The sequence below is a fragment of the Kitasatospora sp. YST-16 genome, assembly GCF_026802215.1.
In the GTDB taxonomy this organism is placed as follows: Bacteria; Actinomycetota; Actinomycetes; order Streptomycetales; family Streptomycetaceae; genus Kitasatospora; species Kitasatospora cineracea.
In genome coordinates this window covers 4,798,624-4,825,606 of sequence record NZ_CP113837.1, presented here as the reverse complement: position 1 = coordinate 4,825,606, position 26,983 = coordinate 4,798,624, and the positions used below count along the sequence as shown (strand labels likewise).

General features: G+C 73.2%; 20 protein-coding genes. All 20 read right to left on the bottom strand.

Annotation, left to right across the window (positions count from 1 at the left end):
* Positions 1-5 precede the first annotated feature (5 nt).
* Positions 6-569, bottom strand: coding sequence for a Uma2 family endonuclease (locus OU787_RS22080; protein WP_268660353.1), 564 nt, complete (start codon positions 567-569; stop codon positions 6-8).
* 100 nt (positions 570-669) lie between these two features.
* Positions 670-1,782, bottom strand: coding sequence for a branched-chain amino acid aminotransferase (locus tag OU787_RS22075; protein ID WP_268660352.1), 1,113 nt, complete (start codon positions 1,780-1,782; stop codon positions 670-672).
* A gap of 173 nt (positions 1,783-1,955) precedes the next feature.
* Entirely contained in the window at positions 1,956-2,993 is a 1,038-nt protein-coding gene (locus tag OU787_RS22070) for a 3-isopropylmalate dehydrogenase (protein ID WP_030464577.1), read from the bottom strand.
* Between the two features lie 62 nt (positions 2,994-3,055).
* On the bottom strand, positions 3,056-3,625 hold the full coding sequence (locus OU787_RS22065) for a Uma2 family endonuclease (RefSeq protein ID WP_268660351.1): 570 nt from the start codon (positions 3,623-3,625) through the stop codon (positions 3,056-3,058).
* Between the two features lie 4 nt (positions 3,626-3,629).
* Positions 3,630-6,725: a S8 family serine peptidase gene (locus tag OU787_RS22060; protein ID WP_268660350.1), complete on the bottom strand. Its 3,096-nt coding sequence runs from the start codon at positions 6,723-6,725 to the stop codon at positions 3,630-3,632.
* 95 nt (positions 6,726-6,820) lie between these two features.
* Entirely contained in the window at positions 6,821-6,988 is a 168-nt protein-coding gene (locus OU787_RS22055; protein WP_268660349.1) for a hypothetical protein, read from the bottom strand.
* A 279-nt stretch (positions 6,989-7,267) separates the two neighbouring features.
* The gene (gene serA, locus OU787_RS22050) at positions 7,268-8,848 is read right to left on the bottom strand and encodes a phosphoglycerate dehydrogenase (protein WP_268660348.1); all 1,581 of its coding nucleotides are present in this window, start codon (positions 8,846-8,848) and stop codon (positions 7,268-7,270) included.
* Between the two features lie 214 nt (positions 8,849-9,062).
* Positions 9,063-10,061 carry a ketol-acid reductoisomerase gene (gene ilvC / locus OU787_RS22045; protein WP_030460833.1) on the bottom strand — a complete coding sequence of 333 codons (999 nt, stop codon included), beginning with the start codon at positions 10,059-10,061 and terminating at the stop codon, positions 9,063-9,065.
* Positions 10,062-10,171: 110 nt separating this feature from the next.
* Positions 10,172-10,696 carry an acetolactate synthase small subunit gene (gene ilvN, locus OU787_RS22040; RefSeq protein ID WP_030460834.1) on the bottom strand — a complete coding sequence of 175 codons (525 nt, stop codon included), beginning with the start codon at positions 10,694-10,696 and terminating at the stop codon, positions 10,172-10,174.
* A 31-nt stretch (positions 10,697-10,727) separates the two neighbouring features.
* Positions 10,728-12,578, bottom strand: coding sequence for an acetolactate synthase large subunit (locus OU787_RS22035; RefSeq protein WP_030460835.1), 1,851 nt, complete (start codon positions 12,576-12,578; stop codon positions 10,728-10,730).
* 275 nt (positions 12,579-12,853) lie between these two features.
* Complete coding sequence (locus OU787_RS22030) at positions 12,854-15,877, bottom strand: putative bifunctional diguanylate cyclase/phosphodiesterase (protein ID WP_268660347.1); 3,024 nt, start codon at positions 15,875-15,877, stop codon at positions 12,854-12,856.
* 233 nt (positions 15,878-16,110) lie between these two features.
* A complete protein-coding gene (locus OU787_RS22025) occupies positions 16,111-19,152 on the bottom strand; it encodes a helix-turn-helix transcriptional regulator (RefSeq protein ID WP_268660346.1) in 3,042 nt (1,013 codons plus the stop codon).
* A gap of 74 nt (positions 19,153-19,226) precedes the next feature.
* Positions 19,227-19,433, bottom strand: a complete 207-nt coding sequence (locus tag OU787_RS22020; RefSeq protein WP_268660345.1) for a hypothetical protein — start codon at positions 19,431-19,433, stop codon at positions 19,227-19,229.
* A gap of 193 nt (positions 19,434-19,626) precedes the next feature.
* Positions 19,627-21,117: an Asp-tRNA(Asn)/Glu-tRNA(Gln) amidotransferase subunit GatB gene (gene gatB / locus OU787_RS22015; protein WP_442788641.1), complete on the bottom strand. Its 1,491-nt coding sequence runs from the start codon at positions 21,115-21,117 to the stop codon at positions 19,627-19,629.
* A 5-nt stretch (positions 21,118-21,122) separates the two neighbouring features.
* Positions 21,123-21,716 (bottom strand): DUF4276 family protein, encoded by a 594-nt coding sequence (locus tag OU787_RS22010; RefSeq protein WP_268660343.1) that lies wholly within the window; start codon positions 21,714-21,716, stop codon positions 21,123-21,125.
* 35 nt (positions 21,717-21,751) lie between these two features.
* Complete coding sequence (locus OU787_RS22005; protein ID WP_268660342.1) at positions 21,752-22,903, bottom strand: AAA family ATPase; 1,152 nt, start codon at positions 22,901-22,903, stop codon at positions 21,752-21,754.
* 33 nt (positions 22,904-22,936) lie between these two features.
* Positions 22,937-23,176 carry a hypothetical protein gene (locus OU787_RS22000; protein WP_030919494.1) on the bottom strand — a complete coding sequence of 80 codons (240 nt, stop codon included), beginning with the start codon at positions 23,174-23,176 and terminating at the stop codon, positions 22,937-22,939.
* Positions 23,173-24,666, bottom strand: a complete 1,494-nt coding sequence (gene gatA / locus OU787_RS21995; RefSeq protein ID WP_030460840.1) for an Asp-tRNA(Asn)/Glu-tRNA(Gln) amidotransferase subunit GatA — start codon at positions 24,664-24,666, stop codon at positions 23,173-23,175. The genes OU787_RS22000 and gatA overlap by 4 nt, the downstream gene beginning before the upstream one ends.
* Positions 24,667-24,671: 5 nt before the next feature.
* Positions 24,672-24,968, bottom strand: coding sequence for an Asp-tRNA(Asn)/Glu-tRNA(Gln) amidotransferase subunit GatC (gene gatC / locus OU787_RS21990; protein ID WP_030460841.1), 297 nt, complete (start codon positions 24,966-24,968; stop codon positions 24,672-24,674).
* A gap of 168 nt (positions 24,969-25,136) precedes the next feature.
* A complete protein-coding gene (locus OU787_RS21985) occupies positions 25,137-26,726 on the bottom strand; it encodes a putative bifunctional diguanylate cyclase/phosphodiesterase (protein WP_081966980.1) in 1,590 nt (529 codons plus the stop codon).
* Positions 26,727-26,983 lie beyond the last annotated feature (257 nt).

Sequence of the window (26,983 nt, the reverse complement as noted above, 5' to 3'; positions counted from 1 at the left end):
ACGGGTCAGGAGAGCCCGTCCGTCGCCAGGTCGAAGCCGAACGGCTTCGGCAGCGGCAGCGGGTCGCCGAACGGGACGGAGGTGGTCGCGGTGTACTCGCCGCCTTCCGGGTGGCTGTGCAGCACGACCTGTCCGGCCTTCCGGTCCACCAGGAGGTACAGCGGAATCCCTGCTGCGGCGTAGCCCTTCCGCTTGTCCCAGCGGTCCTTGGCGGGATTGCTGGAGGTGACCTCCAGGACCATCAGGAGCCGGTCCGGCTTCATCCATGAGGGCTGACCGTCGAACGCTCCCTCGTCGGCGAACGTCCCGTCGGGGATGAACCTGCCGCCGGGGACGATCAGCCCCTTGTTGCCGGCGAACGTGATATCCGCGTCGCACAGCCGGAACACCTGGCGGACGATCCGACCGATGGCCCCCTCGTGGTCACCGTCCGGCGGTGGCGTCACGATGATCTCCCCCTCCACAAGCTCGGCCTTGAACCCCTCCGGGGTGTTCAGGGTGAGGAAGGCGTCCAGGAGGACATCCTCCGGGCTGCGGTAGACGTCGGCGTCGTACATCTCGGCGGTCATGGTCCCTCCCTCCTATCCGAGCCGTTCAACGAGTGGAGTTTTTCCGAGGTTATCGGGCCCGGGCATTCCGCCATGAAATGCCCGGGCCGGGGGTCCGGCGTCAGGCGATCTTGTGCATCCAGCCGTGGGTGTCCGGGGTCTGGCCGCCCTGGATGGCGAGGAGGGACTGGCGGAGCTTCATGGTGACGGGGCCGGGCTCGCCGGTGGCGACGGTCCAGTCGGCGGTGGCGGACTTGACGTGGCCGACGGGGGTGATGACGGCGGCGGTGCCGCAGGCGAAGACCTCGGTGATGGTGCCGTCGGCGTTGCCCTGCTTCCACTCGTCGGTGGAGATCTTCCGCTCCTCGGTGCCGTGGCCGAGGTCGGCGGCGAGGGTGAGCAGGGAGTCGCGGGTGATGCCGGGGAGCAGCGAGCCGGAGAGTTCGGGGGTGACGACGGTGGCGTTCTCGCCCTCGCCGAGGACGAAGTAGAGGTTCATGCCGCCCATCTCCTCGACCCACTTGTGCTCGGTGGCGTCGAGCCAGACCACCTGGTCGCAGCCCTTGGCGGCGGCCTCGGCCTGGGCGACCAGGGAGGCCGCGTAGTTGCCGGCGCACTTGGCGGCGCCGGTGCCGCCGGGCGCGGCGCGGACGTAGTCCTCGGAGAGCCAGACCGAGACGGGCTTGACGCCGCCGGAGAAGTAGGCGCCGGCCGGCGAGGCGATGATCATGAAGAGGTAGGAGTTGGCGGGGCGCACGCCCAGGCCGACCTCGGTGGCGAACATGAAGGGCCGCAGGTAGAGGCTCTGCTCGGGCTGGCTGGGCACCCAGGCGCGGTCCTGCTGGACGAGCAGTTCGACGGCCTCGACGAAGGTCTCGACCGGCAGTTCGGGCATCGCCAGCCGGCGGGCGGAGGCCTGGAAGCGGGCCGCATTGGCCTCCGGGCGGAAGGTGGCGATGGAGCCGTCGGCCTGCCGGTACGCCTTGAGGCCCTCGAAGATCGACTGGCCGTAGTGCAGCGTCATGTTGGCCGGGTCGATCTCCAGCGGCGCGTACGGCGTGAGCTGGGCGTCGTGCCAGCCGAGGCCCTCGGTCCAGCGGATGGTCACCATGTGGTCGGTGAAGACCCGGCCGAAGCCGGGATTGGCCAGTCGGGCCTCGCGCTCCTGGTCGGACAGCGGGTGCGCGGAGGGCTTGAGGTCGAACGTGATGGGCGCCGGGGTGGGCGTGCTCATGGCTGTCTGTCCTTCACCGTGGGGTTGGGCTGGGCCTTCAACCGTCGGGCGGGGGAAACGCATGACGGCACGGCCCACTGTCGATACTCGCATCCAGAGGGCCGTGCCGAACAGCCGGGAGGCTGTTGCTCGCTGTGAACCGGCCCACCGGCCGGAGGTTGTCGTCCGGCCGGTCAGCCGGATACTCGGGCAGCGAGCGCGTCGCCGACCTCGGAGGTGGACCGGGCGCCGGAGCGCTCGGTGAGGTCCGCGGCGACCGCGGCCTCGACGGCGGCGGCCTCGGCGGGGAAGCCGAGGTGCTCCAGCAGCATGGCGACGGACAGCACGGTGGCGGTCGGGTCGGCCTTGCCCTGGCCGGCGATGTCCGGGGCCGAGCCGTGCACCGGCTCGAACATCGACGGGAAGTCGCCGCTGGGGTTGATGTTGCCGGAGGCGGCCAGGCCGATGCCGCCGGTGACGGCCGCGGCGAGGTCGGTGAGGATGTCGCCGAACAGGTTGTCGGTGACGATCACGTCGAAGCGCTCGGGCTGGGTGACGAAGAAGATCGTCGCCGCGTCGACGTGCAGGTAGTCGGTGGTGACCTCGGGGAACTCCCGGCCGACCTGCTCGAAGATCCGGGTCCACAGGTGGCCGGCGTGCACCAGCACGTTGTTCTTGTGGACCAGGGTGAGCTTCTTGCGCGGGCGGGCCTGGGCGCGGCGGTAGGCGTCCCGGACGACCCGCTCGATGCCGAACGCGGTGTTCAGCGAGACCTCGGTGGCGACCTCCTGCGGGGTGCCGGTGCGCAGCGTGCCGCCGTTGCCGACGTACGGGCCCTCGGTGCCCTCGCGGACCACCACGAAGTCGATCTGCGGGTCGCCGGCGAGCGGCGACTTCACGTTCGGGAAGAGCTTGCCCGGGCGCAGGTTGATGTGGTGGTCGAAGGCGAACCGCAGCTTGAGCAGCAGCCCGCGCTCCAGCACCCCGGACGGCACGCTCGGGTCGCCGATGGCGCCGAGCAGGATCGCGTCCTGGCCCTTGAGCTCCTCCAGCACCGCGTCCGGGAGGGTCTCCCCGGTGCGGTGGTACAGCCGTGCACCGAGGTCGTACTCGGTGGTCTCCAGCTTGGTGTCGGTGGGCAGGGCGGCGCGGAGCACCTTGAGGCCCTCGGCGACGACCTCCTGGCCGATGCCGTCACCCGGGATCACTGCGAGACGAATGGTGCGAGACATACTCGGACAGTACAACCCGTCCCACGGCCTGGGCACGGACCGTCCACCATCCGGACGGGGTGTCAGACCAGCTCGACCTCGACCGGGAACGGGTGCTCGACCTTGAGGCGGTCGTGGAAGATCCCGGTGGGCGTGTAGCGGTCGGTCGCGGGGTCCAACTCGTAGGTGGAGACGACGGGTCGGCCGTCGACGTTCTCTACCCGCCAGAAGTAGCGGATGCCGGCGGCGGCGTACCGGGGAGGCTTGGTCAGGCGGTCACGGATCTGCGACTCCTCCGACACCACCTCCACGACGAGCAGGACGCTGTCGGCACGGCAGTAGGTGTCATGCGGGCCCCAGTCCGCGCGCGCGTCGACCACCATCAGATCGGGCTCCGGACGGTTCCGGGCGTCGAGAACGACGGTCATCGAGCGCCAGACCTCCCAGCCGGCCGGCGCGGCCTCCAGCGCGCCGTGCACCAAGCCCGTGGTCCGGATCTCCCACCTGGTGCGCGGGGCGGTGAAGACCAGGCTCCCGGCAATCAGCTCGGTGTGCGGTGGAGCGTCCGGGAGCCGGTCCAGGTCCTCTGCCCGGTAGCCGCCCACAGGCGGTCGGATCCAGTCCGGGTACGGCGTGAGCCCTTCGTCGTCCACTTGGTCAGCCGCCGTTCGGACCGAGCGACTGGACGCGCTCCCCCACCGGGTTGAGGTGGTGGATCAGCAGGGTGTGCGGGAGCGGGGTGTGCAGGACCTGGCCGGGGTGGACGGGGGTGAGGACGGGGGTGGGGAGGGCGGGGTCGAACGGGAAGGGGCCGAGGGTGGCGAGGGCTTCGGCGGGGTCGTCGGAGGCGCCGGTCCAGACGGTGTAGCGGGGGTGGGTGAGCGGTGGCAGGGCGGCGAGGCGGACGGGGAGCAGCAGGGTGTCGGAGTCGAGGAGCGCGGTGTCGGTGTCGCCCCAGCGGCCGTTGAGCGGCTGGACGTCGAGTTCGGCGCCGGTGCGGGCGTCCAGGGTGCGGGCGATCAGCACGTCGCTGCCCTTGAGGCGGTCGGCGACCACGGTGGCGTCGGGGGTGCCGTCGCCGTCGGTGTCGAGCGAGGCGCGCACGCCGAGGGCGCCGGCGGGGGTGGCGGCGGGGGCCCACAGGACGGCGGCGAGGTAGAGCGTGCCGTGGCCGTCGACGGCGGCGGCCGCGTAGTGGAGGTTCGCGGAGCGTTCGGCGGGGTCGTCGACGCAGAGGTCGGTGTCGGCGGCGGGGCAGTCGGGCCAGCGCGGTCCTTCGCCGCCCGGCTGGAGGGCGGTGAGCAGGCCGGGGCGGGGGTCGCCGGAGACGGCGAAGGTGGCGGCGGTGCCGAGCGCGGTGGCGGCGGTGGCGGCGCGCGGGGCGGCGAACAGCGGGACGCGCAGCGGCGGGAGGGTGCCGTCGTCGGGGGTGAGGGTGAGCCGGCCGGAGAGTTCGCCGCGGTAGCTGCGGGCGTGGCCGGCCTGGAGCAGGTCGAGGGTGGGGTCGGGGGCGCGGCCGAGGTCGGGGCCGAGCCGGAGGGTGACGGTGACGGTGGCGCTGCCGTGCGGGGGCAGGTCGACCCGGGCGGGTGAGATCCCGAAGGCGGCGCCGGGCAGCGTGGTGGCGGGCGCGTAGCCGGTGGCGTAGCTCAGCGGGCGGTCGCCGAGGTTGCGGACGGTCACCTCGCGGGTGGCGGTGGCCGCGCCGGTGGCCTCGACCACGCCGAAGGAGACGCCGACCGCGCCCTCGGTCTGCGTCCCGTACGCGAGGACGGGGGTGCGGACGGCGGCGTCGACCCTGGCCCGGCCGCTGCCGGTGCGTTCGGGGCCGTAGACCGGGCCGGTGCGGCCGTCGTGCAGGTAGGTGTCGGTGGCGGTGTCCATCAGCGCGGCCTTGACCTCGGCGGCGTCGTAGTCGGGGTGCGCGGAGCGGACGAGGGCTGCCAGGCCGGACAGGTGCGGGGTGGCCATCGAGGTGCCGTCCTCGCGCATGCCGCCGGTGCCGGTGCCGGCCTTGGCGGACCAGATGGTCTCGCCGGGGGCGGCCAGGTCGGGTTTGACGATGCCGTCGACGCCGATGCCGCGGGAGGTGAAGGAGGTCAGGGTGTCGGTGCGCTGCGGCTGGTCCTGCGGGACGGCGCCGTGCAGCGGGTTGCCGGGGGTGGCGAGCCGGACGGTGACCGGGCCGCCGCCGAGGGCGGACAGCAGGCGCTCGCCGTCGGCGCGGGCCAGGATCGCGGCCGGGATCCGGTCGTCCCCGGCGATCTCGCCGAGGTTGTCGCCGTCGGCGGCGTAGAGCGCGCCGACGGCTCCGGCATCGGCGGCGTGGTCGGCGCGCGGGGCGGAGCCGCAGGCCCGGTCCGGGTCCTTGGTGGTCCAGCGCAGCACGGCGACCTTGCCGCGCAGCCGGTCGGCGTCGGCGGGGGTGAAGGGCTTGCAGCCGTCCGACTGGTCGGCGGGGACGGCGAGTTGGCCGCTGACCTCGGTGTCGGCCCAGTGGGTGTACTTGCTGCTCCAGTGCGCGGGCACTTCGCCGGCCAGGTTCGCGGGGGCGAGCACGGTGATGCCGTCGGCGTCGCCGTGCGGGTCGACCGAGGCGGCGGCGGTGAGGACCCGGGCGGCGGTGCCGGGGCTGCCGCCGACGCCGTACACGTCGCCCTCGTTGCCGGAGGCGGCGACCACCACGGTGCCGAGCGCGGCGAGCCGGTCGGCGGCGAGCGCGTCGGCGTCGCCGGGGCGGCCGTAGGGGCTGCCGAGCGAGAGGTTGACCACGTCGAGGCGGTCGGAGAGGTCGCCGTCGCCGTTCGGGTCGGCGGCCAGGTCGAGGGCGGCGGCGAGCTGGTCGGTGGAGCCCTCGCAGCCGAACACCTTGATCGCGTAGAGCTGGGCGCCGGGGGCCGCGCCGGGGGCGACCGCGAAGCCGGCCGGGTCCAGGCCGGGCCGGTAGGGGCCGCGGTAGGGCTTGCCGTCGGCGGTGACGCCGTACCCGGCGGCGGTGCCGGCCACGTGGGTGCCGTGGCCGTTGGCGGCGCAGTCGAGCGGGTTGTCGTCGGGGTGCGGGTCGGGCTGGTAGTGGTCGGCGGCCGGGTCGGGGTCGTAGTCGTCGCCGACCAGGTCCTTGCCGCCGATCACCTTGGCGTTGGGGAACAGGGCGGCGGGGGCGGGCTTGGCGCCGTCGACCGCGCGGTAGGCCTCGACGGTGCCGGGGCCGCCGAAGTCGGCGTGGGTGTAGTCGATGCCGGAGTCGACGATGCCGATCCGGACGCCCTCGCCGGTGTGGCCCTCGGGGCCGTCCCAGACCTGCGGGGCGCCGGTGAGCGGCACCGAGTAGCCGTTGGCGCGCCGCTTGGGCGTGACGGGGCGCACCGAGCGGACGCCGGGCAGGGCGGCCAGCCGCGGCACTTCGGCGGCGGGCAGCCGCAGCGCGAGGCCGCTGGCCAGGGTGCGGGTGCGGTAGAGCGGGCGGGCGTCGGGGGCGGCGCGCCGCAGGGCCGCGGTGAGCGCGTCCAACGAGCGGTCGGCGACGGCCCGTTGGCTGCTTCCGGCGGCGGCCGCGGCGCGCCGGGTCTGGTCGGGGGTGCGCAGTTGTCGGCGGGCGTCGTCCCGGGCCCGCTGCCAGGCGGTGGCGGCGGGCTCGGTGGCGAGCTCGACGAACACGGTGGTGCTCGGGCCCCGGGCCGGCCGGGCGGCGGCCGCCGGGGCGGCCGGGACGAGCAGGGCGAGGGCGGCGAGGAGGCCGAGGGGGGTGCGCACGGCCCCAAGGTAGGAGCCGCCGACCGGCCGGGCGAGGAGGTTCACCCCTCGGGTGACGCTCCGTCACCCGTCCGGCGCAGCAGGGGGGTTGGCGGTCAGTCGGCGGCCGGGGCGCCGTTGTCGCGCCGGTCGAGGGCGCGCTGCAGGGCGGCGGCGGTGCGCGGGTCGGCCGGGAGGGCGCGGCGGCGGCGCGGGGCGGCGGCGCGGGCGGCAGCGGCGGAGGGGGTGGTGGTGGCGGTGGTGCGGTCTGCGACGAACGGCATACCGGGCTCCTTGGTGCGGGGGCGCAGCGGCGCGCGGGAGGGGTGAGGGGGTACGCCGAGCAGGGATCGCCTGCCGCACCGCGTACGGGTCCGTACGGGCCACGCTCCCCGTAGTTGTGGGGGTGGCGCACCGTAGGACTACTCCACGGTACGACGGGGAGGCCGCGAGGTCAGCAGATTTACTTGGATTTCCTAGTATCTGAGACGGGGTTCACTCCCGGGTACGCGAACGGCCCTTCCGCCTCAAGGTCGGAAGGGCCGTTCGGAGTCGCCGGCGGGTCAGCCGAGGTTGACCGAGCGGGAGAACTTGGCGCCGATCGCGGTGGCGATCTCGGCCAGCACCTCCTGGGAGACCTCGCTGTCCACGGTGATCGAGGCGAGCGCGCTGTCGCCGTCCCGGGCGACCTGCATGCCGGCGATGTTGATGCCCGCGTCGCCGAGGATCCGGCCGAGGGTGCCGACCACGCCGGGGCGGTCCTGGTAGTGGAAGAACGCCATGTGGTCGGTGAGCGCCACGTCGACGTCGAAGCCGTCCACGCCGACGATCTTCTGGGTCTGCTTCGGGCCGGAGAGCGTGCCGGAGATCGACACCTCGCCGCCGTCGGCCAGGGTGCCGCGGACGGTGATCACGTTGCGGTGCTCGGGCGACTCGCTGGAGGTGGTCAGCCGGACCTCGACGCCGCGCTCCTGGGCGAACAGCGGGGCGTTGACGTACGACACCGTCTCGGCCACCACGTCCTCGAACACGCCCTTCAGCGCGGAGAGTTCGAGCACCTTGACGTCGTGCTGGGTGATCTCGCCGCGGACCTCGACGTCGAGCCGGACGGCGACCTCGCCGGCCAGCGCGGTGAAGATCCGGCCGAGCTTCTCGGCCAGCGGCAGGCCCGGGCGGACGTCCTCGGCGATGACGCCGCCCTGGACGTTGACCGCGTCCGGCACCAGCTCGCCGGCCAGCGCGAGGCGCACCGACTTGGCGACCGCGATGCCGGCCTTCTCCTGTGCCTCGTCGGTGGAGGCGCCCAGGTGCGGGGTGGCGACCACGTTGTCGAAGGCGAACAGCGGGGAGTCGGTGCACGGCTCCTTGGAGTAGACGTCCAGGCCGGCGCCGGCCACCCGGCCCTCCTGGAGCGCCCGGACGAGCGCCTCCTCGTCGACGATGCCGCCGCGGGCGGCGTTGACGATCCGCACGCTCGGCTTGACCTTGTGCAGGGCCTCGTCGCCGATCAGGCCGATGGTCTCCGGGGTCTTCGGGAGGTGGACGGTGATGAAGTCCGCGACCTCCAGCAGCTCCTCCAGGGAGAGCAGCTTGACGCCCATCTGGGCCGCGCGGGCGGCCTGGATGTAGGGGTCGTAGGCGACGATCTTCATGCCGAACGCGGACATCCGCTGCGCGACCAGCACGCCGATCCGGCCGAGGCCGACCACGCCGAGCACCTTCTCGCTCAGCTCGACGCCGGTGTACTTGTTGCGCTTCCACTCGCCGCCCTTGAGCGCGGCGTTGGCGGGGGCGATGTTGCGGGCGACCGAGATCAGCAGGCCGCAGGCCAGCTCGGCGGCGGTGACGATGTTCGAGGTCGGCGCGTTGACGACCATCACGCCGGCCTTGGTGGAGGCGGCCACGTCCACGTTGTCCAGGCCGACGCCGGCCCGGGCGACGACCTTGAGCTTCTTGGCGGCGGCCAGCGCCTCGGCATCCACCTTGGTGGCGGAGCGGATCAGGACGGCGTCCACGTCGGCGATCGCGGTCAGCAGCTCGGTGCGGTCGGCGCCGTTGCAGTGCCGGATCTCGAAGTCGGGGCCCAGCGCGTCGACGGTGGCGGGCGACAGCTCTTCGGCGATCAGTACGACAGATTTGCTCACGACAGTGTGTCCTTAACTGTCCGGTTCACCCCGCCGCACGGAGGTGGCGCGCACAGGGCGGGGGGAAGGTGGCATGTCGCGTAGCTAGACGCACGACGCTGTGGGCCTGACGCGTGGTTCGGAGTCTATCGGCGGGGTCCTACCGGGACTGCTCCCGTCCGGCGAAATCACCCGGACGGGAACAGCCTTGTTGTACAACCGGGACGGGCGGAGATCAGGCCTCCTGGTCCACCCAGCTCATCAGCTTGCGGAGCTTCTTGCCGGTGGTCTCCAGCAGGTGCTCGCTGTCCGCGTTCTTGTACTCGTTGTACTTCGGCAGACCGGCCTTGTACTCGGCGATCCAGGTGTTGGCGAAGGTGCCGTCCTGGATCTCGGTGAGGACCTTCTTCATCTCGGCCTTGGTGTCGGCGGTGATGATGCGGGGGCCGGTCACGTAGTCGCCCCACTCGGCGGTCTCGGAGACCGACCAGCGCATCTTCTCCAGGCCGCCCTCGTACATCAGGTCGACGATGAGCTTCAGCTCGTGCAGGCACTCGAAGTAGGCGATCTCGGGCTGGTAGCCCGCCTCGACCAGGGTCTCGAAGCCGGCCTTCACCAGGGCGGCGGTGCCGCCGCAGAGGACGGCCTGCTCGCCGAACAGGTCGGTCTCGGTCTCCTCGGTGAAGGTGGTCTTGATGACGCCGGCCTTGGTGCCGCCGATGCCCTTGGCGTACGACAGCGCCAGGTCGAAGGCCTTGCCGGTGGCGTCCTGCTCGACGGCCACGATGCACGGGACGCCGCGGCCCTCCTGGTACTGGCGGCGGACCAGGTGGCCCGGGCCCTTCGGGGCGACCATGCAGACGTCGACGTCGGCCGGCGGCTGGATGAAGCCGAACCGGATGTTCAGGCCGTGGCCGAAGAACAGGGCGTCGCCCGCCTTCAGGTTCGGCTCGATCGCGTCCTTGTAGACGTCGGCCTGGATCGGGTCCGGCACCAGGATCATGATGACGTCGGCCTCGGCCGCGGCCTCGGACGGGGTCACCACGCGCAGGCCGGCCTCGGCGGCGGCGGCACGGGACTTGGAGCCCTCCAGCAGGCCGACCCGGACGTCCACGCCCGAGTCGCGCAGCGACAGCGCGTGGGCGTGGCCCTGGCTGCCGTAGCCGATGACCGCGACCTTGCGGCCCTGGATGATGGACAGGTCGGCGTCGTCTTCGTAGAACAGCTCGGCCACGGGGGCACATCTCCTTGCGTGATGGTGGTGCCGGGGGTTCCTACCGTAGGCGCACCCGGCGGACTTCGATGGCAGTGCTCAGGTTGTGGGACGGGTCGCGGCGGCGCGCGTCAGGCGGAGCGCTCCAGCGCGCGCAGCGAGCGGTCGGTGATGGAGCGGGCGCCCCGGCCGATGGCGACCAGGCCGGACTGCACCAACTCCTTGATGCCGTACGGCTCCAGCATCCGCAGCATGGCCTCCAGCTTGTCCGAGGAGCCGGTGGCCTCGATGGTCACCGCGTCGGGCGACACGTCGACGGTCTTGGCGCGGAACAGCTGGACGATCTCGGTGACCTGCGAGCGGGTCTCCGCGTCGGCCCGGACCTTGACCAGGACCAGCTCGCGCTGGACCGCCTGGGACTGGTCCAGCTCGACGATCTTGATCACGTTGACCAGCTTGTTGAGCTGCTTGGTGACCTGCTCCAGCGGCAGTTCCTCGACGTTCACCACGATGGTCATCCGGGAGATGTCGGGGTGCTCGGTCGGGCCGACCGCGAGCGAGTCGATGTTGAAGCCGCGGCGGGAGAACAGCGCGGCGATCCGGGCGAGCACGCCGGGCTTGTTCTCGACCAGGACGGACAGGGTGTGCTTGGACATGGTGGTCATCGCTTTCGGGTCCGTGGGTCCGTCAGTCCAGGTCGTCGCCGAAGTCGGGGCGCACGCCCCGGGCGAACTGGATCTCGTCGTTGCTGGTGCCGGCCGCGACCATCGGCCAGACCATCGCGTCCTGGTGGACGATGAAGTCGATGACCACCGGGCGGTCGTTGATCTCCATCGCCTGCTTGATCACCGCGTCCAGGTCCTCGGGGCGCTCGCAGCGCAAGCCGACCGCGCCCATCGCCTCGGAGAGCAGCACGAAGTCCGGGACGCGGGTGCCCTGGGCGGGCGGCTCGATGCCGTCGTGGCCGGGGCCGGAGTGCAGCACGGTGTTGGAGTAGCGCTGGTTGTAGAACAGCGTCTGCCACTGGCGGACCATGCCCAGCGAACCGTTGTTGATGACCGCGACCTTGATCGGGATGTCGTTCAGGGTGCAGGTGGTCAGTTCCTGGTTGGTCATCTGGAAGCAGCCGTCGCCGTCGATCGCCCAGACCGGGACGTCCGGCCTGCCGGCCTTGGCGCCCATCGCGGCGGGGACGGCGTAGCCCATCGTCCCGGCGCCGCCGGAGTTCAGCCAGGTGGCCGGCTTCTCGAACTGGATGAACTGGCTGGCCCACATCTGGTGCTGGCCGACGCCCGCGGCGTAGATCGCGTCCGGGCCGACCAGCTGGCCGATCCGCTCGATCACCTGCTGGGGCGACAACCGGCCCTCGGGGGCGGGCTCGTAGCCGACCGGGTAGGTCTTCTTCCACTCGTTGAGCCGGGTCCACCACTCGGTGTAGTCGCCGCGGTGGCCGGCGTCGAACTCGGCCTGGACGGCGACGATCAGGTCGGCCAGCACCTCGCGGGCGTCGCCGACGATCGGGACGTCCGCCGGGCGGTTCTTGCCGATCTCGGCGGGGTCGATGTCGGCGTGCACGACCTTGGCGTTCGGGGCGAAGGAGTCGAGCTTGCCGGTGACCCGGTCGTCGAAGCGGGCGCCCAGGGTGAACAGCAGGTCGCTCTTCTGCAGGGCGGTGACCGCGGGGACGGAGCCGTGCATGCCGGGCATGCCCAGGTGCTGCGGGTGGCTGTCCGGGAAGACGCCGATCGCCATCAGGGTGGTGACCACGGGCGCGCCGGTCAGCTCGGCCAGGATGCGCAGTTCGGCGCCCGCGTTGGCCTTGAGCACGCCGCCGCCGACGTACAGCACCGGGCGCTTGGCGTTCACCAGCAGCTTGGCGGCCTCGCGGATCTGCTTGGCGTGCGGCTTGGTGACCGGGCGGTAGCCGGGCAGCGCGGTCTCGACCGGCCAGCGGAAGACGGTCTGCGCCTGCAGGGCGTCCTTGGCGATGTCGACCAGGACCGGGCCGGGGCGGCCGGTGGCGGCGATGTGGAACGCCTCGGCGATCACCCGGGGGATCTCGGCCGGGTCGGTCACCAGGTAGTTGTGCTTGGTGATCGGCATGGTGATGCCGCAGATGTCCGCCTCCTGGAAGGCGTCCGTGCCGATCGCCTTGGAGGCGACCTGGCCGGTGATCGCGACGATCGGCACCGAGTCCATGTACGCGTCGGCGATCGGGGTGACCAGGTTGGTCGCGCCCGGGCCGGAGGTGGCCATGCAGACGCCGACCCGGCCGGTGGCCTGCGCGTAGCCGGTCGCGGCGTGGCCGGCGCCCTGCTCGTGGCGGACCAGGATGTGCCGGACCTTGGTGGAGTCCATCAGCGGGTCGTACGCGGGGAGGATCGCCCCACCGGGGATGCCGAACACGGTGTCGGCGCCCACGGCTTCGAGCGAGCGGATGAGCGACTGCGCGCCGGTCATGGTCTCGGTGGTCTGGGGACCCGGAGCGTGGGCGGCCGGGTGGTCCCCGCGGCGGGGGGTTGCGGCGTGCTCAGTCATCTGCCTGTCTCTTCTCGGGTTCTGCTCGGGGGGCGCCGGCCCGGGCGGCGGAGGGGTTCGGGCCGGTCTCCGGCCCTGCCTCAATCGTCCGGATTTCAGGTGGTTGAGGCCAGTGGTGGTGCGGTGGCCAACCAGCATTCGTGCAACAAAAAACCCCTCGTGCCCAGGGCATGCGAGGGGGAGGCGCGTCGGGCTGCGATTCAGCCGACGCGCCCGCCAAGTACGAGAATTCGGGTGGTCATGGCACCGACCTTCCTCCCACGCAGTGGCGGGTGTCAAGCTGGTGGGACCGCCGTCTCACCATGCGGGCCACCGCTCGGACCGCCCACCGCGTGCCGTTGCGGCAGGTCGAGGCCGGGGTGCGGGGCTCCGGGGCGGGCCCCGGCGGCCTCGGCCAGACCACCCGTTCGCGGGTCGGGAGTGAGCAGCGGACGGCGGCCCGGGCCGCCCTGCGGCTGCCGCGGCACCGGGTAGCCGCGGCGCAGCAGCGCCCGGCGCAGCCGCAGTTCGTCCAGCGGCCGGTCGAAGGCCAGGCCCTGGCCGCGGCGGCAGCCGAGCTCCTGCAGGGCGGCGACCTGCCGGGGGTGGTCGACCCCGTCGGCGCCGGTGGCCAGGCCGAGGTCGCGGGCCAGCCGCAGCGCGTGGCCGGCCAGCGCCCGGGTCAGGGTGGACTCGGCGACGTCCTGGACCAGGCTGCGGTCGAGCTTGAGGGCGTCGAACGGCAGCCGGGCCAGCGCGCCCAGCGAGCCGCCGCCGGCGCCGAACCCGGCGAGCGCGGTGGACACCCCGAGGCGGCGCAGCGCGGCCAGCCGGCGGCCGAGTTCGTCGGCCAGCGCGTCCGGCCCGGTCCGGGCTACCTCCAGCACCAGCAGTTCGGGCGGCAGCCCGGTGTCGCGCAGCGCGGCGGCCAGCGTCTCGTACATGCCGGGGGCGCAGAGCCGTTCGGCGGCGAGCCGGACGGTGACCGGGACGGGCGGGGCGGCCGGGCCGTCGGCGCGGCGGCGGGCGGCCGCGGCGACGGCCTCGGTGAGCAGCCAGCGGGCGAACCGGGTGGCGGCGTCGCCGGAGTCGGCGGTGCGCAGGAACTCGGCAGGGGTGAGCAGCAGTCCGCCGGCCGAGCGCCAGCGGGCCTGCGCCTCGACGCCGGTGAGCCGGCCGCCCGCGAGCTCGACCACGGGCTGGTGCAGCAGCGTGAAGGAGCCCTCCCGGACGGCGGCCCGCAGCCGCTCCTCCAGTTCGCTGCGGCGGTCGAGTTCGGCCCGCATCGCCGGGGTGTAGAGCACCACCCGGCCCTTGCCGCGGGACTTGGCCTGGTACATCGCCAGGTCGGCGTTGCGCAGCAGTTCGTCGGCGGCCGAGGCGGCGGGCCCGGCGGCGCCGTCGCGGTCCTTGCGGGAGCCGTCCTTGCGGGGACCGTTCCCGGCGCTCCCCGGCCCGCCGGGGGCGGCGGGCGCGGCGGGCGCGGGTTCGGGCACCGGCAGCGGGGCGTCGGGGCCGAACGCGATGCCGATCGAGGCGGCGACGCCGAGTTCGGCCCCGCCGATCCAGTACGGCTCGGAGAGCGCGCCGCGGATCCGTTCGGCCAGGTCGCGGACCTGCGGGTGGCCGAGCCGGCCGCGCACCAGCACCGCGAACTCGTCGCCGCCGAACCGGGCCACGGTGTCCTCGCTGCGGACGGCGGCCTGCAGCCGGCGGGCGGCCTGCACCAGCAGTTCGTCGCCGACCTGGTGCCCGGCGGTGTCGTTGACGGCCTTGAAGCCGTCCAGGTCGAGGAAGAGCACCGCGACGGCGGTGCCGACCGGCCCCTGCGCGGAGAGCGCGGCCCGGACCCGCTGGGCGAACAGCGCCCGGTTGGGCAGGTCGGTGAGCGGGTCGTGGAACGCGTTGTGCTGCAACTGGGCCTGCAGCCGGACCCGTTCGGTGATGTCCCGGCTGTTGAGGATCAGGCCGTCCCGGTACGGGTTGACGGTGGACTCCACGTGCAGCCACTCCCCCTCGCCGGAGCGGATCCGGCACTCGACCCGGGCCGAGGGCTCGCCGATGCCGAACCGGGCGCCCCTGGTGCGGGCCAGGATCCGGCGGACCTCGGCCAGCACCCGGTCGACGTCCTCGGGGTGGACCAGGTTGAGCAGGTTGCCGCCGACCAGGTCCTCCGGGTCCCGGTTGTAGACCCGCAGCGCGGCGGGGCTGACGTAGGACAGCGCCCCGGACGGCCCGGCGATCATGATGACGTCGCTGGAGCCCTGCACCAGGGAGCGGAAGTGCGCCTCCTTGGTGGCGAGTTCCTGGGCCAGCGAGAGGTTGTCCAGCAGCATCACGCCCTGCCGGACGATCAGCGCCAGGCCCACCGTGCTGGCGGCGGCCAGCATCACCCGGTCCAGCGGGCGGCCGCCGAGCGCGTTGTAGAGGATGCCGGCGGTGCAGACGGCGGCGGCCGCGTACGGGGTGAGCGCGCTGAAGGTGGAGGCCACCCGGCGACGCGGCGAGCCCTGCGCGGACGGGTGCTCGCGGGACGGGTGGCGGCCGTGCTGCCAGGGGGCCCAGGCGAGCAGCAGCGAGCCCGCGAACCAGCCCGCGTCCAGCAGTTCGCCGGAGTGGTAGTCGCTGTGGAACTGCGGGGTGGTGAACAGCGCGTCGCAGACCACGGTCAGCGCCAGGCCGATCATCGCGGTGTGCACGGCGGCCCGGTTGCCGTCCCGGCCCCGGAAGCGCAGCCCGACCACCAGGCTGACCAGCAGGATGTCCAGCACCGGGTAGCCGAGGCCGAGGGCGAGCTTCAGCGGGTCGTCGCCGTCGCCGGCCGCGACCCGGCCGAGCGCCAGGCTCCAGCTGAGCGTGAACAGCGAACCGGCCACCAGCCAGCCGTCCAGCAGCAGGCAGAGCCAGCCGGCCGGGGTGCGCGGGCGCTGGGCCAGCACCAGCAGGCCGATGATGGCCAGCGGGGCGAACAGCAGGAAGGCGTAGTCGGCCAGCGAGTCCGGCGGCAGCGGCTGCCGGAGCACCACCTCGTACCAGCCCCAGGCGCCGTTGCCGAAGGCCACCATCGCCGAGGAGAGCCCGAACAGCAGCCAGGCCGGCCGGGTGTGGCCGCCCACCGCGACGCCGTGCGCCAGACAGGACAGGGCGGCCACGAGGGCCGCCCCGGCGAGACCGAAGTCCCCCATCACCAGTGCGAGTTCACTCGACCCCCAGCCGACGGCGGCGCCGGCGGCGTACCCGGCGCAGAGCACCGCGAGCAGCGCGGCCGTCAGCCGGCTGAGCGGGGTACGGGCAGGCAGCACCGACTCGGTGGAGTTCAATCGACATCTCCCCCTCCGGCCCGTGGCCGTACCGGTGTTCCCGCTTCGGACCCTACACCACTGCGGTCACGCACTGGCACGTCCGCTCAACTTAGAGTAATGAACCGCAGGTGGCGTGAAGCCGGTTGGGACCGGGATCGCCCGTTCGGCGCAGGCGGACGGGCGGCGGAGGACCCCCGCGGGAACGGCGGCGCGGGGACGGCGGGGGTTGCGGCGCGGGGTCCGACGGGGCGTCAGGAGCCGCTGGTGGCGGGCTCCTCGTCCGGGAACAGCCGCAGCCGGTGGGCCAGCGCGGCGGCCTCGCCGCGGCCGGTGACGGCGAGCTTGGCCAGGATGTTGGAGACGTGCACGCTGGCGGTCTTCGGCGAGATGAACAGCTGTTCGGCGATCTGCCGGTTGCTCCGGCCGAGGGCGAGCTGGCGCAGCACGTCCCGCTCGCGCGGAGTGAGGCCGAGGCCGGGGCCCGAGCCGGGCTCGGGGTCGGCGGCGGCCCGGCGGGCCGGGCCGAGCCGGGCGGCCAGCAGGTCGGCGTCCCGGCGGGTGGTCAGGTCGCCGCGGCGGCGGGCGAGTTCGGCGGCCTCGTGGAGCTGGGCGGCGGCGGTCTCCCGGTCTCCGGCGGCGGCGCTGTCCTCGGCGGCGCGCAGCAGGGCCAGCGCGAGCGGGCCGGGCAGGGCGGCGGCGCGCAGCGCGGTGACGGCGCGCTGCCGGTGCTCGGCGGTGGGGCGGCCGGCGGCGCGGGCGAGTTCGCCGGCCAGCAGGGCGGCCCAGCCGCGGTCGAGGTCGCAGCGCGGGGTGATCCGGGCGGCCTCGGCGGCGATCCGGGCCAGCGCGGCCTCGCCCTCGGGGGTGCGCGGGTGCTGGTCGGCCTCGGCCTCGGCGGCGTGGGTGAGCAGCGGGAGCAGGTGGCCGCCCTGCCGGGTGAGGACGGTGCCGTCGAGGGCTTCGGCGAGCCGGGCGCGGGCCTGTTCGGGGCGGCCGAGCCGGATGGCGAGCCGGACGCCGAGCGAGGCGGTGGGCAGCACGTGCTGGGGCTGGGCGCCGCCGCCGCCGCTGGCGTGGGCGTTGTTCCAGTGGGTCTCGGCCGCGGCCAGGTCGCCGCGGAGCAGGGCGAGTTCGCCGCGCAGCCGGTCCATGAACTCGCCGTGGGTGTCGGCCTCGGGCTTGTCGTCCCAGTCGGCGAGGACGGCGGCGGCCTCCTCGGTGCGGCCGGTGGCGAGCAGCGCCTCGGCGAGGTTGCCGGTGAGGATCGGGCCGGTGTTGAGCATCAGCCCGCTGCCGCGGGCGGCCTCCAGGCCCTGGCGGGCGGCGGTGGCGGCCTCCTCGGCGCGGCCGACCGAGAGCAGCAGGCTGGCCAGGTTGTTCAGGCCGCGGGTGTGGACGTCGCCGTTGCCGAGCGGGCGGGCCAGTTCGACGGCCTCGGCGAGCAGGGCGACGGCCCGTTCGGCGTCCTCGAAGTCGCCGAGCAGTCCGGCCAGGGTGACCCGGGCGTGCACCTCGACGGAGGGTTCGCCGGCCCGGCGGGCGACGTCGACGGCGCGTTCGGCGGTGGCGACGGCGTCCGGGCCGGGGTTGCGGAGCAGGCCGTGCGCGGCCTCCAGGGCGAGCGCCTCGGCCTGCACGGCGGACGGGCCGAGGCCCCGGACCAGGCGGTGGGCGTACTGGATCTCCTCCAGGCCGCCGCTGCGCTTGAGCTGGTCGAGCATCTTGGCGCGCTGGAGCCGGAACCAGGCGGCGCGCAGCGGGTTGCCGGTCTCGTCGACCAGGGCGAGGGCGCGGCGGGCCAGGCCCTGGCCGCGGTCGCGGTCGCCGGCCCGGCGGGCGGCGACCACCGCTTCGGCCAGCACGTCGACGAGTTGCAGGCGCTCGCAGTCGTGGTGCTCGCCGTCGTCGCAGGCGCAGGGCGGGTAGGTCTCGGCCCAGTCGTAGGGGCGCAGGGTGGTGGCGAGGACCTGTTCGGAGACGGTGTCCCAGAGCTCGATGGCGCGTTCGAGCATGGTGAGCTGCTCGGCGAAGGCGTTGCGGCGGCGGGCGGCGCGGGCGGCGTCGAGGGCGGCGGGCAGCGCCCGGGCGGGCTGGTGGGCGTGGTACCAGTAGTCGGCGAGCCGGGCGGTGCGCTGTTCGGCCCGGACCAGCGACGGGTCGGCCTCCAGGACGGTGGCGAACCGCCGGTTGATGCCCTGCCGTTCGCCGGGCAGCAGGTCGTCGGAGACCGCCTCGCGGACCAGCGCGTGCCGGAACCGGTAGCCCTCGCCGTCGGTGTCGGGGCGCAGGATGTTGGCGCCGACGGCGGTGCGCAGGGCGGCGATCAGCTGGTCCTCGCCGGTGCGGGAGCCGTCGGGGCCGTGCTCGGCGACGACGGCGGCGAGCAGGGCGTGCTCGATCCGGGAGCCGCCCTCGGCGGCGATCCGGACGATCCGCTGGGTCTCCTCGGGGAGCGCCTCGACCCGGACCAGCAGGATGTCGCGCAGCGACTCGGTGACGCAGGCCAGGCAGCCGTCGCGGTAGGCGGCGGCGAGTTCCTCGACGAAGAACGGGTTGCCCTCGGAGCGGCGGTGGATCCGGTCCACCACGTCCCGGCCGAGCGGCTCGGGGCCGAGGATGCCGGCCAGTTGGGCGGCCACCTCGGGCCGGTCCAGGCGGTCCAGTTCGATCCGCTGGACGGTGCGCAGCCGCTCGAGTTCGGCCAGGAACGGGCGCAGCGGGTGGCGGCGGTGCAGGTCGTCGGTGCGGTAGGTGGCGACGATCAGCACCCGGGAGCGGTGCAGGGTGCGGACCAGGTAGGCGAGCAGTTCCCGGGTGGAGCGGTCCGACCAGTGCAGGTCCTCGATGGCCAGCACCACCGTCCGATGCTCGGCCAGCCGCTCGAACAGCCGGGTGGTGTGCTCGAACAGCCGGGCCCGGCCGTACTCGTCGTTGCCCTCGCCGTCGGCCTCGCCGAAGTCCGGCAGCAGCCGGGCGAGGTGGCCCTCCAGCCCGGCGGCGGCCCGCTCCAGCTCCGGGCCGAGCCGCCGGTGCAGGCGGCGCAGCGCGGCCGAGAGCGGCCCGTACGGCAGGCCCTCGGCGCCGACCTCCAGGCAGGCGCCCAGCGCGGTGACCGCGCCGTCCGCCTCGGCCCGGGCCAGGAACTCCTCCAGCAGCCGGGTCTTGCCGACCCCCGCCTCGCCGCCGACCAGCACGGCCTTGGGCTCCCCCGCCCCCGCCCGGTCCAGGCCGGCCCCGAGCACACCGCTCTCCCGGCCGCGTCCGACGAAGACCGGGCTGACTGTCTGCTCCATGCCCGTGAGCATGCCACAGCCCTCGAACAGGGCCGAGCGGTTATCCCACCCGCCGGACCGGCCGGGCCCGGCGGTCATCCGGCACAGCCCGCCACGGCGCTCGAACGGCCCTGCTCCGCACCGGAGTTGACCCGCGGCGCGGCCGCCTCCCGGCGGACCGCCCGCACCACCCGCCCGACCAGCCCGGTGCGCGGACCGGCCGCCTCCCGGGCCAGCCGCTCGGCGGCGGCCCGGTCGTGCAGTTCGCGTTCCCGTACCTTGAACAACTCGTACTCGTACACGGTGTTTTCCCCTCGTTGCGTGCTGGTGTCCAGCCTCCGCCCCCAGGGGGGTGCGCCACATCGGGAGCCTGCCCGATCTCCGCGGGCGGCCGGGTGGGGAAAACGCCGGTGCCCGCCCCCTCCCGGGGACGGGCACCGTGCTCGGCGGGCCTAAGCAGCCTCCTTAGACCCCGCCGTCTCGTCTAGGCACTGCTCAGGCGAGCTTCTCCAGGATGAGGTCCTTGACCCGGGCCGCGTCGGCCTGGCCGCGGGTGGTCTTCATCACCGCGCCGACCAGCGCGCCGACCGCCTGCACCTTGCCGTCGCGGATCTTCGCGGCGACGTCCGGGTTGTCGGCGATCGCCTGGTCGACGGCCGCGCCGAGCGCGGAGTCGTCCGAGACCACGGCGAGGCCGCGCTCGGCGACCACCTCGTCCGGCTCGCCCTCGCCCGCGAGGACGCCCTCGATGACCTGGCGGGCCAGCTTGTCGTTGAGCTTGCCCTCGGCGACCAGCGCGCACACCCGGGCCACCTGGGCCGGGGTGATCGGCTGCTCGGACAGCTCGGTGCCGGTCTCGTTGGCGCGCCGCGCCAGCTCGCCCATCCACCACTTGCGGGCCTGGTCGGCGGGGGCGCCGGCCGCGATGGTCTCCGAGATCGGCTCCACCGCACCGGCGTTGAGCACCGACTGCATGTCCTTGTCGGACAGGTTCCACTCGGCCTGCAGCCGGGCCCGGCGGACCCGGGGCAGCTCCGGCAGCGAAGCCCGCAGCTCCTCGACCCACTCCCGGGCCGGGGCGACCGGCACCAGGTCGGGCTCGGGGAAGTACCGGTAGTCCTCGGCGTTGTCCTTGATCCGGCCGGCCGTGGTGGAGCCGTCCTCCTCGTGGAAGTGCCGGGTCTCCTGGACGATCGTCCCGCCGTCGCCGAGCACCGTGGCGTGCCGCTGGATCTCGAACCGGGCGGCCCGCTCGACGCTGCGCAGCGAGTTGACGTTCTTCGTCTCGCTGCGGGTGCCGAAGGTCTCGGTGCCGTTGGGGCGCAGCGACAGGTTGACGTCGCAGCGCATCTGGCCCTTGTCCATCCGGGCCTCGGAGACGCCCAGCGCCCGGATCAGCTCGCGCAGTTCGGCGACGTACGCCCTGGCGACCTCGGGGGCCCGGTGGCCCGCGCCCTCGATCGGCTTGGTGACGATCTCGATCAGCGGGATGCCGGCCCGGTTGTAGTCCAGCAGCGAGTACTCCGCGCCGTGGATCCGGCCGGTGGCGCCGCCGACGTGGGTGGACTTGCCGGTGTCCTCCTCCATGTGGGCGCGCTCGATCTCCACCCGGAAGACCTCGCCGTCCTCCAGCTGCACGTCGAGGTAGCCGTTGAAGGCGATCGGCTCGTCGTACTGGCTGGTCTGGAAGTTCTTCGGCATGTCCGGGTAGAAGTAGTTCTTCCGGGCGAACCGGCACCACTCGGCGATCTCGCAGTTCAGCGCGAGCCCGATCCGGATCGCGGACTCCACGCCGACCGCGTTGACCACCGGCAGCGAACCGGGCAGGCCGAGGCAGGTCGGGCAGGTCTGCGAGTTGGGCTCCGCACCGAGTTCGGTGGAGCAGCCGCAGAACATCTTGGTCTTGGTACCCAGCTCGACGTGGACCTCAAGGCCCATCACCGGGTCGTACGAGGCCAGTGCGTCGTCATAGGACACCAGGCTCATGGTGCTCACAGGAATCCCTTCAATTTCAATGCGTCTTCGGTGTCCGCGAGCCATCGCTGGTACGACGGCAGCCGTCCGAGAATTTCAAGATCAATGTGCTGTGCCAGTAGTTCCATGCTGTCGTCCAGCGCCCCGCCGTGGCCCTTCCCGGCGATCGCCTGCCAAACACGCTTCGCGTAGGCGGGGTGGTCCGGGCTGTTGTGCGCCTTCTCCACGTCCGCCGGGTGCTTGTACGGGTAGGCACCGAGGTCCGCCCCACCGACCGTCCTCGTGATCGCTTCCCGATCGGCAAGCATCCACGACTCGGTCATCTGCACCGGGATCAGGACCACCGGCTCGGCAACCTTCGCCTCCCGCGCCCACTCGCGCAGTTCGGCCGCGAGGCCGTCCGCCTTGGCGCGTTCCTTCCGGTCACTGTGCAGGAAGAGCAACCCGTGTTCGGCCGCCATCCTCCTGGCCGCTTCCGATGCGCCCCAGTCAGTGATCCGCACGACCGAGACCTCGCACGGCTGCACGTCCACCGGGCCGGGCGCCTTGGCCAGCAGCAGGTCTTCCACCTGACGGGTAATCAGCGTCCGCAGGAACGGCTCGTCGCTCACCCCTTCCGCCATCAGCCCGAGGGACAGCCACCGGCTCACCTCGCCCCCCGTCCGAGGCCGTGCAGCAACCGCTCGACCGCTTCCGGCGACTTAACGGTGCCGGGCTCGGTGTCCGGAGTGTGCGGCAGTAGCGGAAGGGGCACCGTGATCCTGGAGATCGTGCCGCGCCCCGGGTCAACGTGGTTGGCCTGTTCCAGGAACACCACGCTCCCGGACAGGTCGTTCCGCAGCGCGGTCAGCAGCGCGGACGAGTGCGTGGTGGCCAGCAGTTGACCCTCCCCGCGCCCGAGCCGACGCACCAACTCGGCCACCTGCGAGAGGTGCATCCCGTTCTCGATCTCCTCGACCGCGAGGAGCCCCCGTCCTCGGTCCCAGTGCGCGGCGAGCAACGCGAGCGCCCGCAGCGTACCGTCCGAGAGCGAGGCGGGCGAGACCCACCCGGTGTACTGGAACTCCACCTCGAAGTCGAACTCGCCGCGCGTGCGCAGTACTTCGGTCCGGATGCCCCGCACTCCCGGCACCAGCGCCGCCAGATCGGCCACCAGCCGGATGAACCGGTCGGGAGCGGCCGCCTCGATCCGGTTCACCACGGTCGCCAGGTTGCTGCCGCGCGGCTCCAGTGGACCGTCCGCCTCCGGCCGCCCCAGTTCCCGCAGCGCGTCGGGTTCCAAGGTGTACGGCTGCCAGGTGGCGCACTCTGCGAGCAGCCAGAACGCCGCCTCCGCCACATCGGTACGTTCGATCGTTCCGTGCGCGAACCTGTTCCTGGTGTCCTGGACCTCGGTCAGCGGAACGCGTTCCCCGGGCCGACCCGCCGAGTCCAGTATCCGGACCCAACTGCCGTCCTGATCGAGAATGGCGCTGCCAGACCCGTTCCGGAGCGCGGACAACTGTACTTCTACAACCCGCGGGCTGCTCAGCGGAACGGTCATCCTGACCGCGATCGTGAACTCGTCCCGCAGTGCCCCTGTGCCGTTCCGGTGGAACAGGTCACGCGCGGCCAGCCGCCGGTCCGCCGCCAGGGTCTCCTTGAAACCCCGGCGGACCGTCCCGGCGACCAGCCGCAGCGCGTCGAACAGGTTGGACTTGCCGGCCCCGTTGACGCCGAGAAGAACGGTCACCGGATGCACATCCAGCTCGAAGCCGACGAACGACTTGAAGCCGTCGATGCGGATCTGCGTGATCATTTCTTCTTCCCGACCTCTTCGAGACCAGCGCTACTAGCCGAGCAGGACGTCGTCGTCGCCGAGACGCTTGAGCTCGCGGACGAGGAGCGCGGTGCCGGTGATCAGGGCGGCGGCGCCGACCACGGCGTTGATCAGCTTGAGGGTGTCGTTGTCGGCGCGGGCGCCGCGGATGTCCTTGGCGATGGAGACGGCGCCGAAGGCGCTGGTGCCGATGGACAGCCACAGGCCGGGCTTCGAGTGCTTCCAGCCCTTGGCCTTCTCGATCTTGCTCATAGTGCCGGTGCCTCCTCCAGCAGGGCGTGGCCCCACTTGTCGTTGAGCGCGGCCTCGACGGCGCCGCCCACGCGGTAGAGGCGGTCGTCCGCCATCGCGGGGGCGATGATCTGCAGGCCGACCGGGAGATTGTCCTCCGGGGCGAGCCCGCAGGGCAGCGACATGGCCGCGTTGCCCGCGAGGTTCGAGGGAATGGTGCACAGGTCGGCGAGGTACATCGCCATCGGGTCGTCTGCCCGCTCGCCGATCGGGAATGCCGTGGTCGGGGTGGTCGGGGAGACCAGCACGTCCACGCCCGCGAAGGCGGCGTCGAAGTCCCGGGAGATCAGGGTGCGGACCTTCTGCGCGGAGCCGTAGTAGGCGTCGTAGTAGCCGGACGACAGCGCGTAGGTGCCCAGGATGATGCGGCGCTTGACCTCGGAGCCGAAGCCGGCCTCGCGGGTGAGCGCGGTGACCTGCTCGGCGGAGCGGGTGCCGTCGTCGCCGACCCGCAGGCCGTAGCGCATGGCGTCGAACCGGGCGAGGTTCGAGGACGCCTCGGACGGGGCGATCAGGTAGTACGCGGGCAGCGCCAGCGTGAACGACGGGCAGGAGACCTCGACGACCTCGGCGCCCAGTTCGCGCAGCAGCTCGACGGACTCCTCGAAGCGCTGCATGACGCCGGCCTGGTAGCCCTCGCCGGCGAACTCCTTGACCACGCCGATCCGCATGCCGCGCACGTCGCGCATCCGGGCGGCGGCGACCACGTCGGGGACGGGGGCGTCGACGGAGGTGGAGTCGAGCGGGTCGTGCCCGGCGATGGCCTCGTGCAGCAGCGCCGTGTCGAGCACGGTGCGGGCGCACGGGCCGCCCTGGTCGAGCGAGGAGGAGAAGGCGACCAGGCCGTAGCGGGACACCGAGCCGTAGGTGGGCTTGACGCCGACGGTGCCGGTGACGGCGCCGGGCTGGCGGATCGAGCCGCCGGTGTCGGTGCCGATGGCGAGCGGCGCCTCGAAGGCGGCCAGCGCGGCCGCCGAGCCGCCGCCGGAGCCGCCGGGGATCCGGGTGAGGTCCCAGGGGTTGCCGGTGGGGCCGTAGGCGGAGTTCTCGGTGGAGGAGCCCATCGCGAACTCGTCCATGTTGGTCTTGCCGAGGATGACGACGTCGGCGTCCTTCAGGCGCTTCGTCAGGGTGGCGTCGTAGGGCGGGATCCAGCCCTCGAGCATCTTCGACCCGCAGGTGGTCGGCATGCCCTTGGTGGTGAACACGTCCTTGAGCGCCAGCGGCACGCCGGCCAGCGGGCCGAGTTCGGCGCCGGCCGCGCGCTTGTCGTCGACGGCGCGGGCCGCGGCCAGCGCGCCCTCGCGGTCGACGTGCAGGAAGGCGTTGACCTTCTTGTCGACGGCGTCGATCCGGTCCAGGTGGGCCTGGGCGACCTCGACCGCCGAGACCTCGCCCTTGGCGATCGCGGTGGCCGTCTCGGCCGCCGTGTACTTGATCAGCTCGGTCATCTCGGTCAGTCCTCCCCGAGGATCTGCGGCACGCGGAAACGCTGGTCCTCGCTGGCCGGGGCGCCGGACAGCGCCTGCTCCGGGGTCAGCGACTGTCGCACCTCGTCCGCGCGCATCACGTTGGTGAGCGGGAGCGGGTGGGAGGTCGGCGGGACGTCCTGCCCCGCGACCTCGGAAACGCGGGCGACCGCGCCGATGATCACGTCGAGCTGCTCGGCGAAGTGGTCCAACTCCTCCGCCTGCAACTCCAGACGCGACAGCCGGGCGAGGTGGGCGACCTCCTCGCGCGTGATGCCAGGCATGCAGCGATCCTCAAGGGTGAGTTCTGGTGGGCCGGGCCTCTGCCCGCTGGGCACGCCCGGTCCTTTCGGTCCTAAGGGGCCATCCTATGGGCAGAAGGGGGACGCCCGACCGGCCGCACGCGCGGGGCCCGCCCGGGGACGTCCCGGACGGGCCCCGCGCGGGTGCGCTCAGCGCGGCAGCGACTCCACCGGCGGTGCGTCGTTGCGCCGCACCAGCAGCCAGGCGGTGGCCTGGTCGGCGGGCAGCGCGGCCGAGACCAGCCAGCCCTGGACGGCGTCGACACCCATGTCGTGCAGCCGCTCCCAGGTCTCGTCGTCCTCGACGCCCTCGGCGACCACGGTGAGCCCCAGCGAGTGGGCGAGCTCGACCGAGCAGCGCACCACGGCGGCGTCGTGGTCGTCGGCGACCATCCGGGAGACGAAGGAGCGGTCGATCTTGAGCTCGCCGACCGGCAGGCTGCGCAGCCGCACCAGCGAGGAGTGCCCGGTGCCGAAGTCGTCCAGCGACATCCGCACGCCGTAGCGGCGCAGTTCGGCGAGGGTGTCGGCGGCGCGCCGGCTGTCGTCGAGCAGCAGCCGTTCGGTGATCTCGAGTTGGAGGGCGGCGGCGGGCACCTGGTGCCGGGTGAGGTGTCCGGCGACCCGGGCGGCGAAGCCGGGGTTGAGGACGTCGCGCGGCGAGACGTTGACGGCGACGGGCACCATCAGGCCCTGGTGGCGCCAGCGGGCGATCTGTCCGACGGCGCTCTCCAGCACGTAGTCGGTGAGCCGGGGCATCAGCCCGGAGGACTCGGCGAGGGCGATGAACTCGTCCGGCGCGACCCGTCCCTGTCCTGGCCGGTCCCAGCGCACCAGCGCCTCCAGGCCGACCACGCTGCCGTCGAAGGCCACCTTGGGCTGGTAGTGCAGTTGCACCTCGTTCATCTCGATGGCCCGCCGCAGGTCGCCGAGCAGGCCGATCCGGTAGGGGGTGTCGAGGTCGCGGGCCTCGTCGTAGCGCTCGACGCCGCTGCGGCTGTGCTGGGCGTGGCCCATCGCCACGTCCGCGCGTCGCAGAAGCGATTCTGCGTCCTGGGCGTGAGTGGGGTAGACGCAGACCCCGGCGCTGGCCTCCAGCACCAGCAGCAGGCCGTCCAGCCGGATCGGCGCGGCGAGTTCGGCGATCAGCGCCTTCGCGGTGCGCTCCAGCACCTCGGGGCTGCCCACCCCCGGCAGCAGCACGGCGAACTCGTCGCCGCCCATCCGGGCCACCACCGGCCGTTCGCCGCGGCGCAGCGGCGGGGGCAGCGCGGTGCCGTCCTCGCCGTCCCGGGGGTGGCCGGTACCGGTGCGCAGGGCGCGGTGCAGCCGGCGGGCGATGTGCACCAGCAGCCGGTCGCCCGCAGTGTGGCCGAGGGCGTCGTTGAGCGAGCGGAAGCGGTCCAGGTCGAGCAGGATCAGGCCGACGCTGTACCCGGGTTCGGCCTCGTGCCGGGCCAGCGCCTCCTGGGTGGCGATCAGCAGGGCCTGCCGGTTGGGCAGGTCGGTGAGCGGGTCGGTGAGCTGGTCCCGGGCCCGGTCGCGGGCGATCCGCCAGGCGGCGACCAGCACGGCCAGGGGAACCGCGAACAGCGGGAGCAGCTCGGGTTCGTAGCGGTACACCAGGACGGCCAGCGGGATGAGCGGCGCGGCCCCGGCCAGCAGCACGCCGAGCAGCAGGACCGCCCCTGCCACCCCCTGCGGCGGGCGTGTGGGCGCGCCGCCGGTCGTACGATCCATAAGCCCAGTCCTCCGTCGGGCCCACCCCCCGGCGGGGCCGCCTCACGGTGAGGCACCCCTCTCCTCAGAGGTGCCGGTGGACGTCAGACGAGGGCGTGTCCCCGGGGCTCCGGCGGGAAGGCCGGCGCCACACACTCCTGCTGACAGTTCGTAGCGCCCAGGGTAAGCCGGGGTGCACCGCCTGGGCGCACTTTCGGGCCACCTCTGAGCGCAACGTCATATCCGCGCGTTGTTCAGTGACACAATGCCCGATTTCC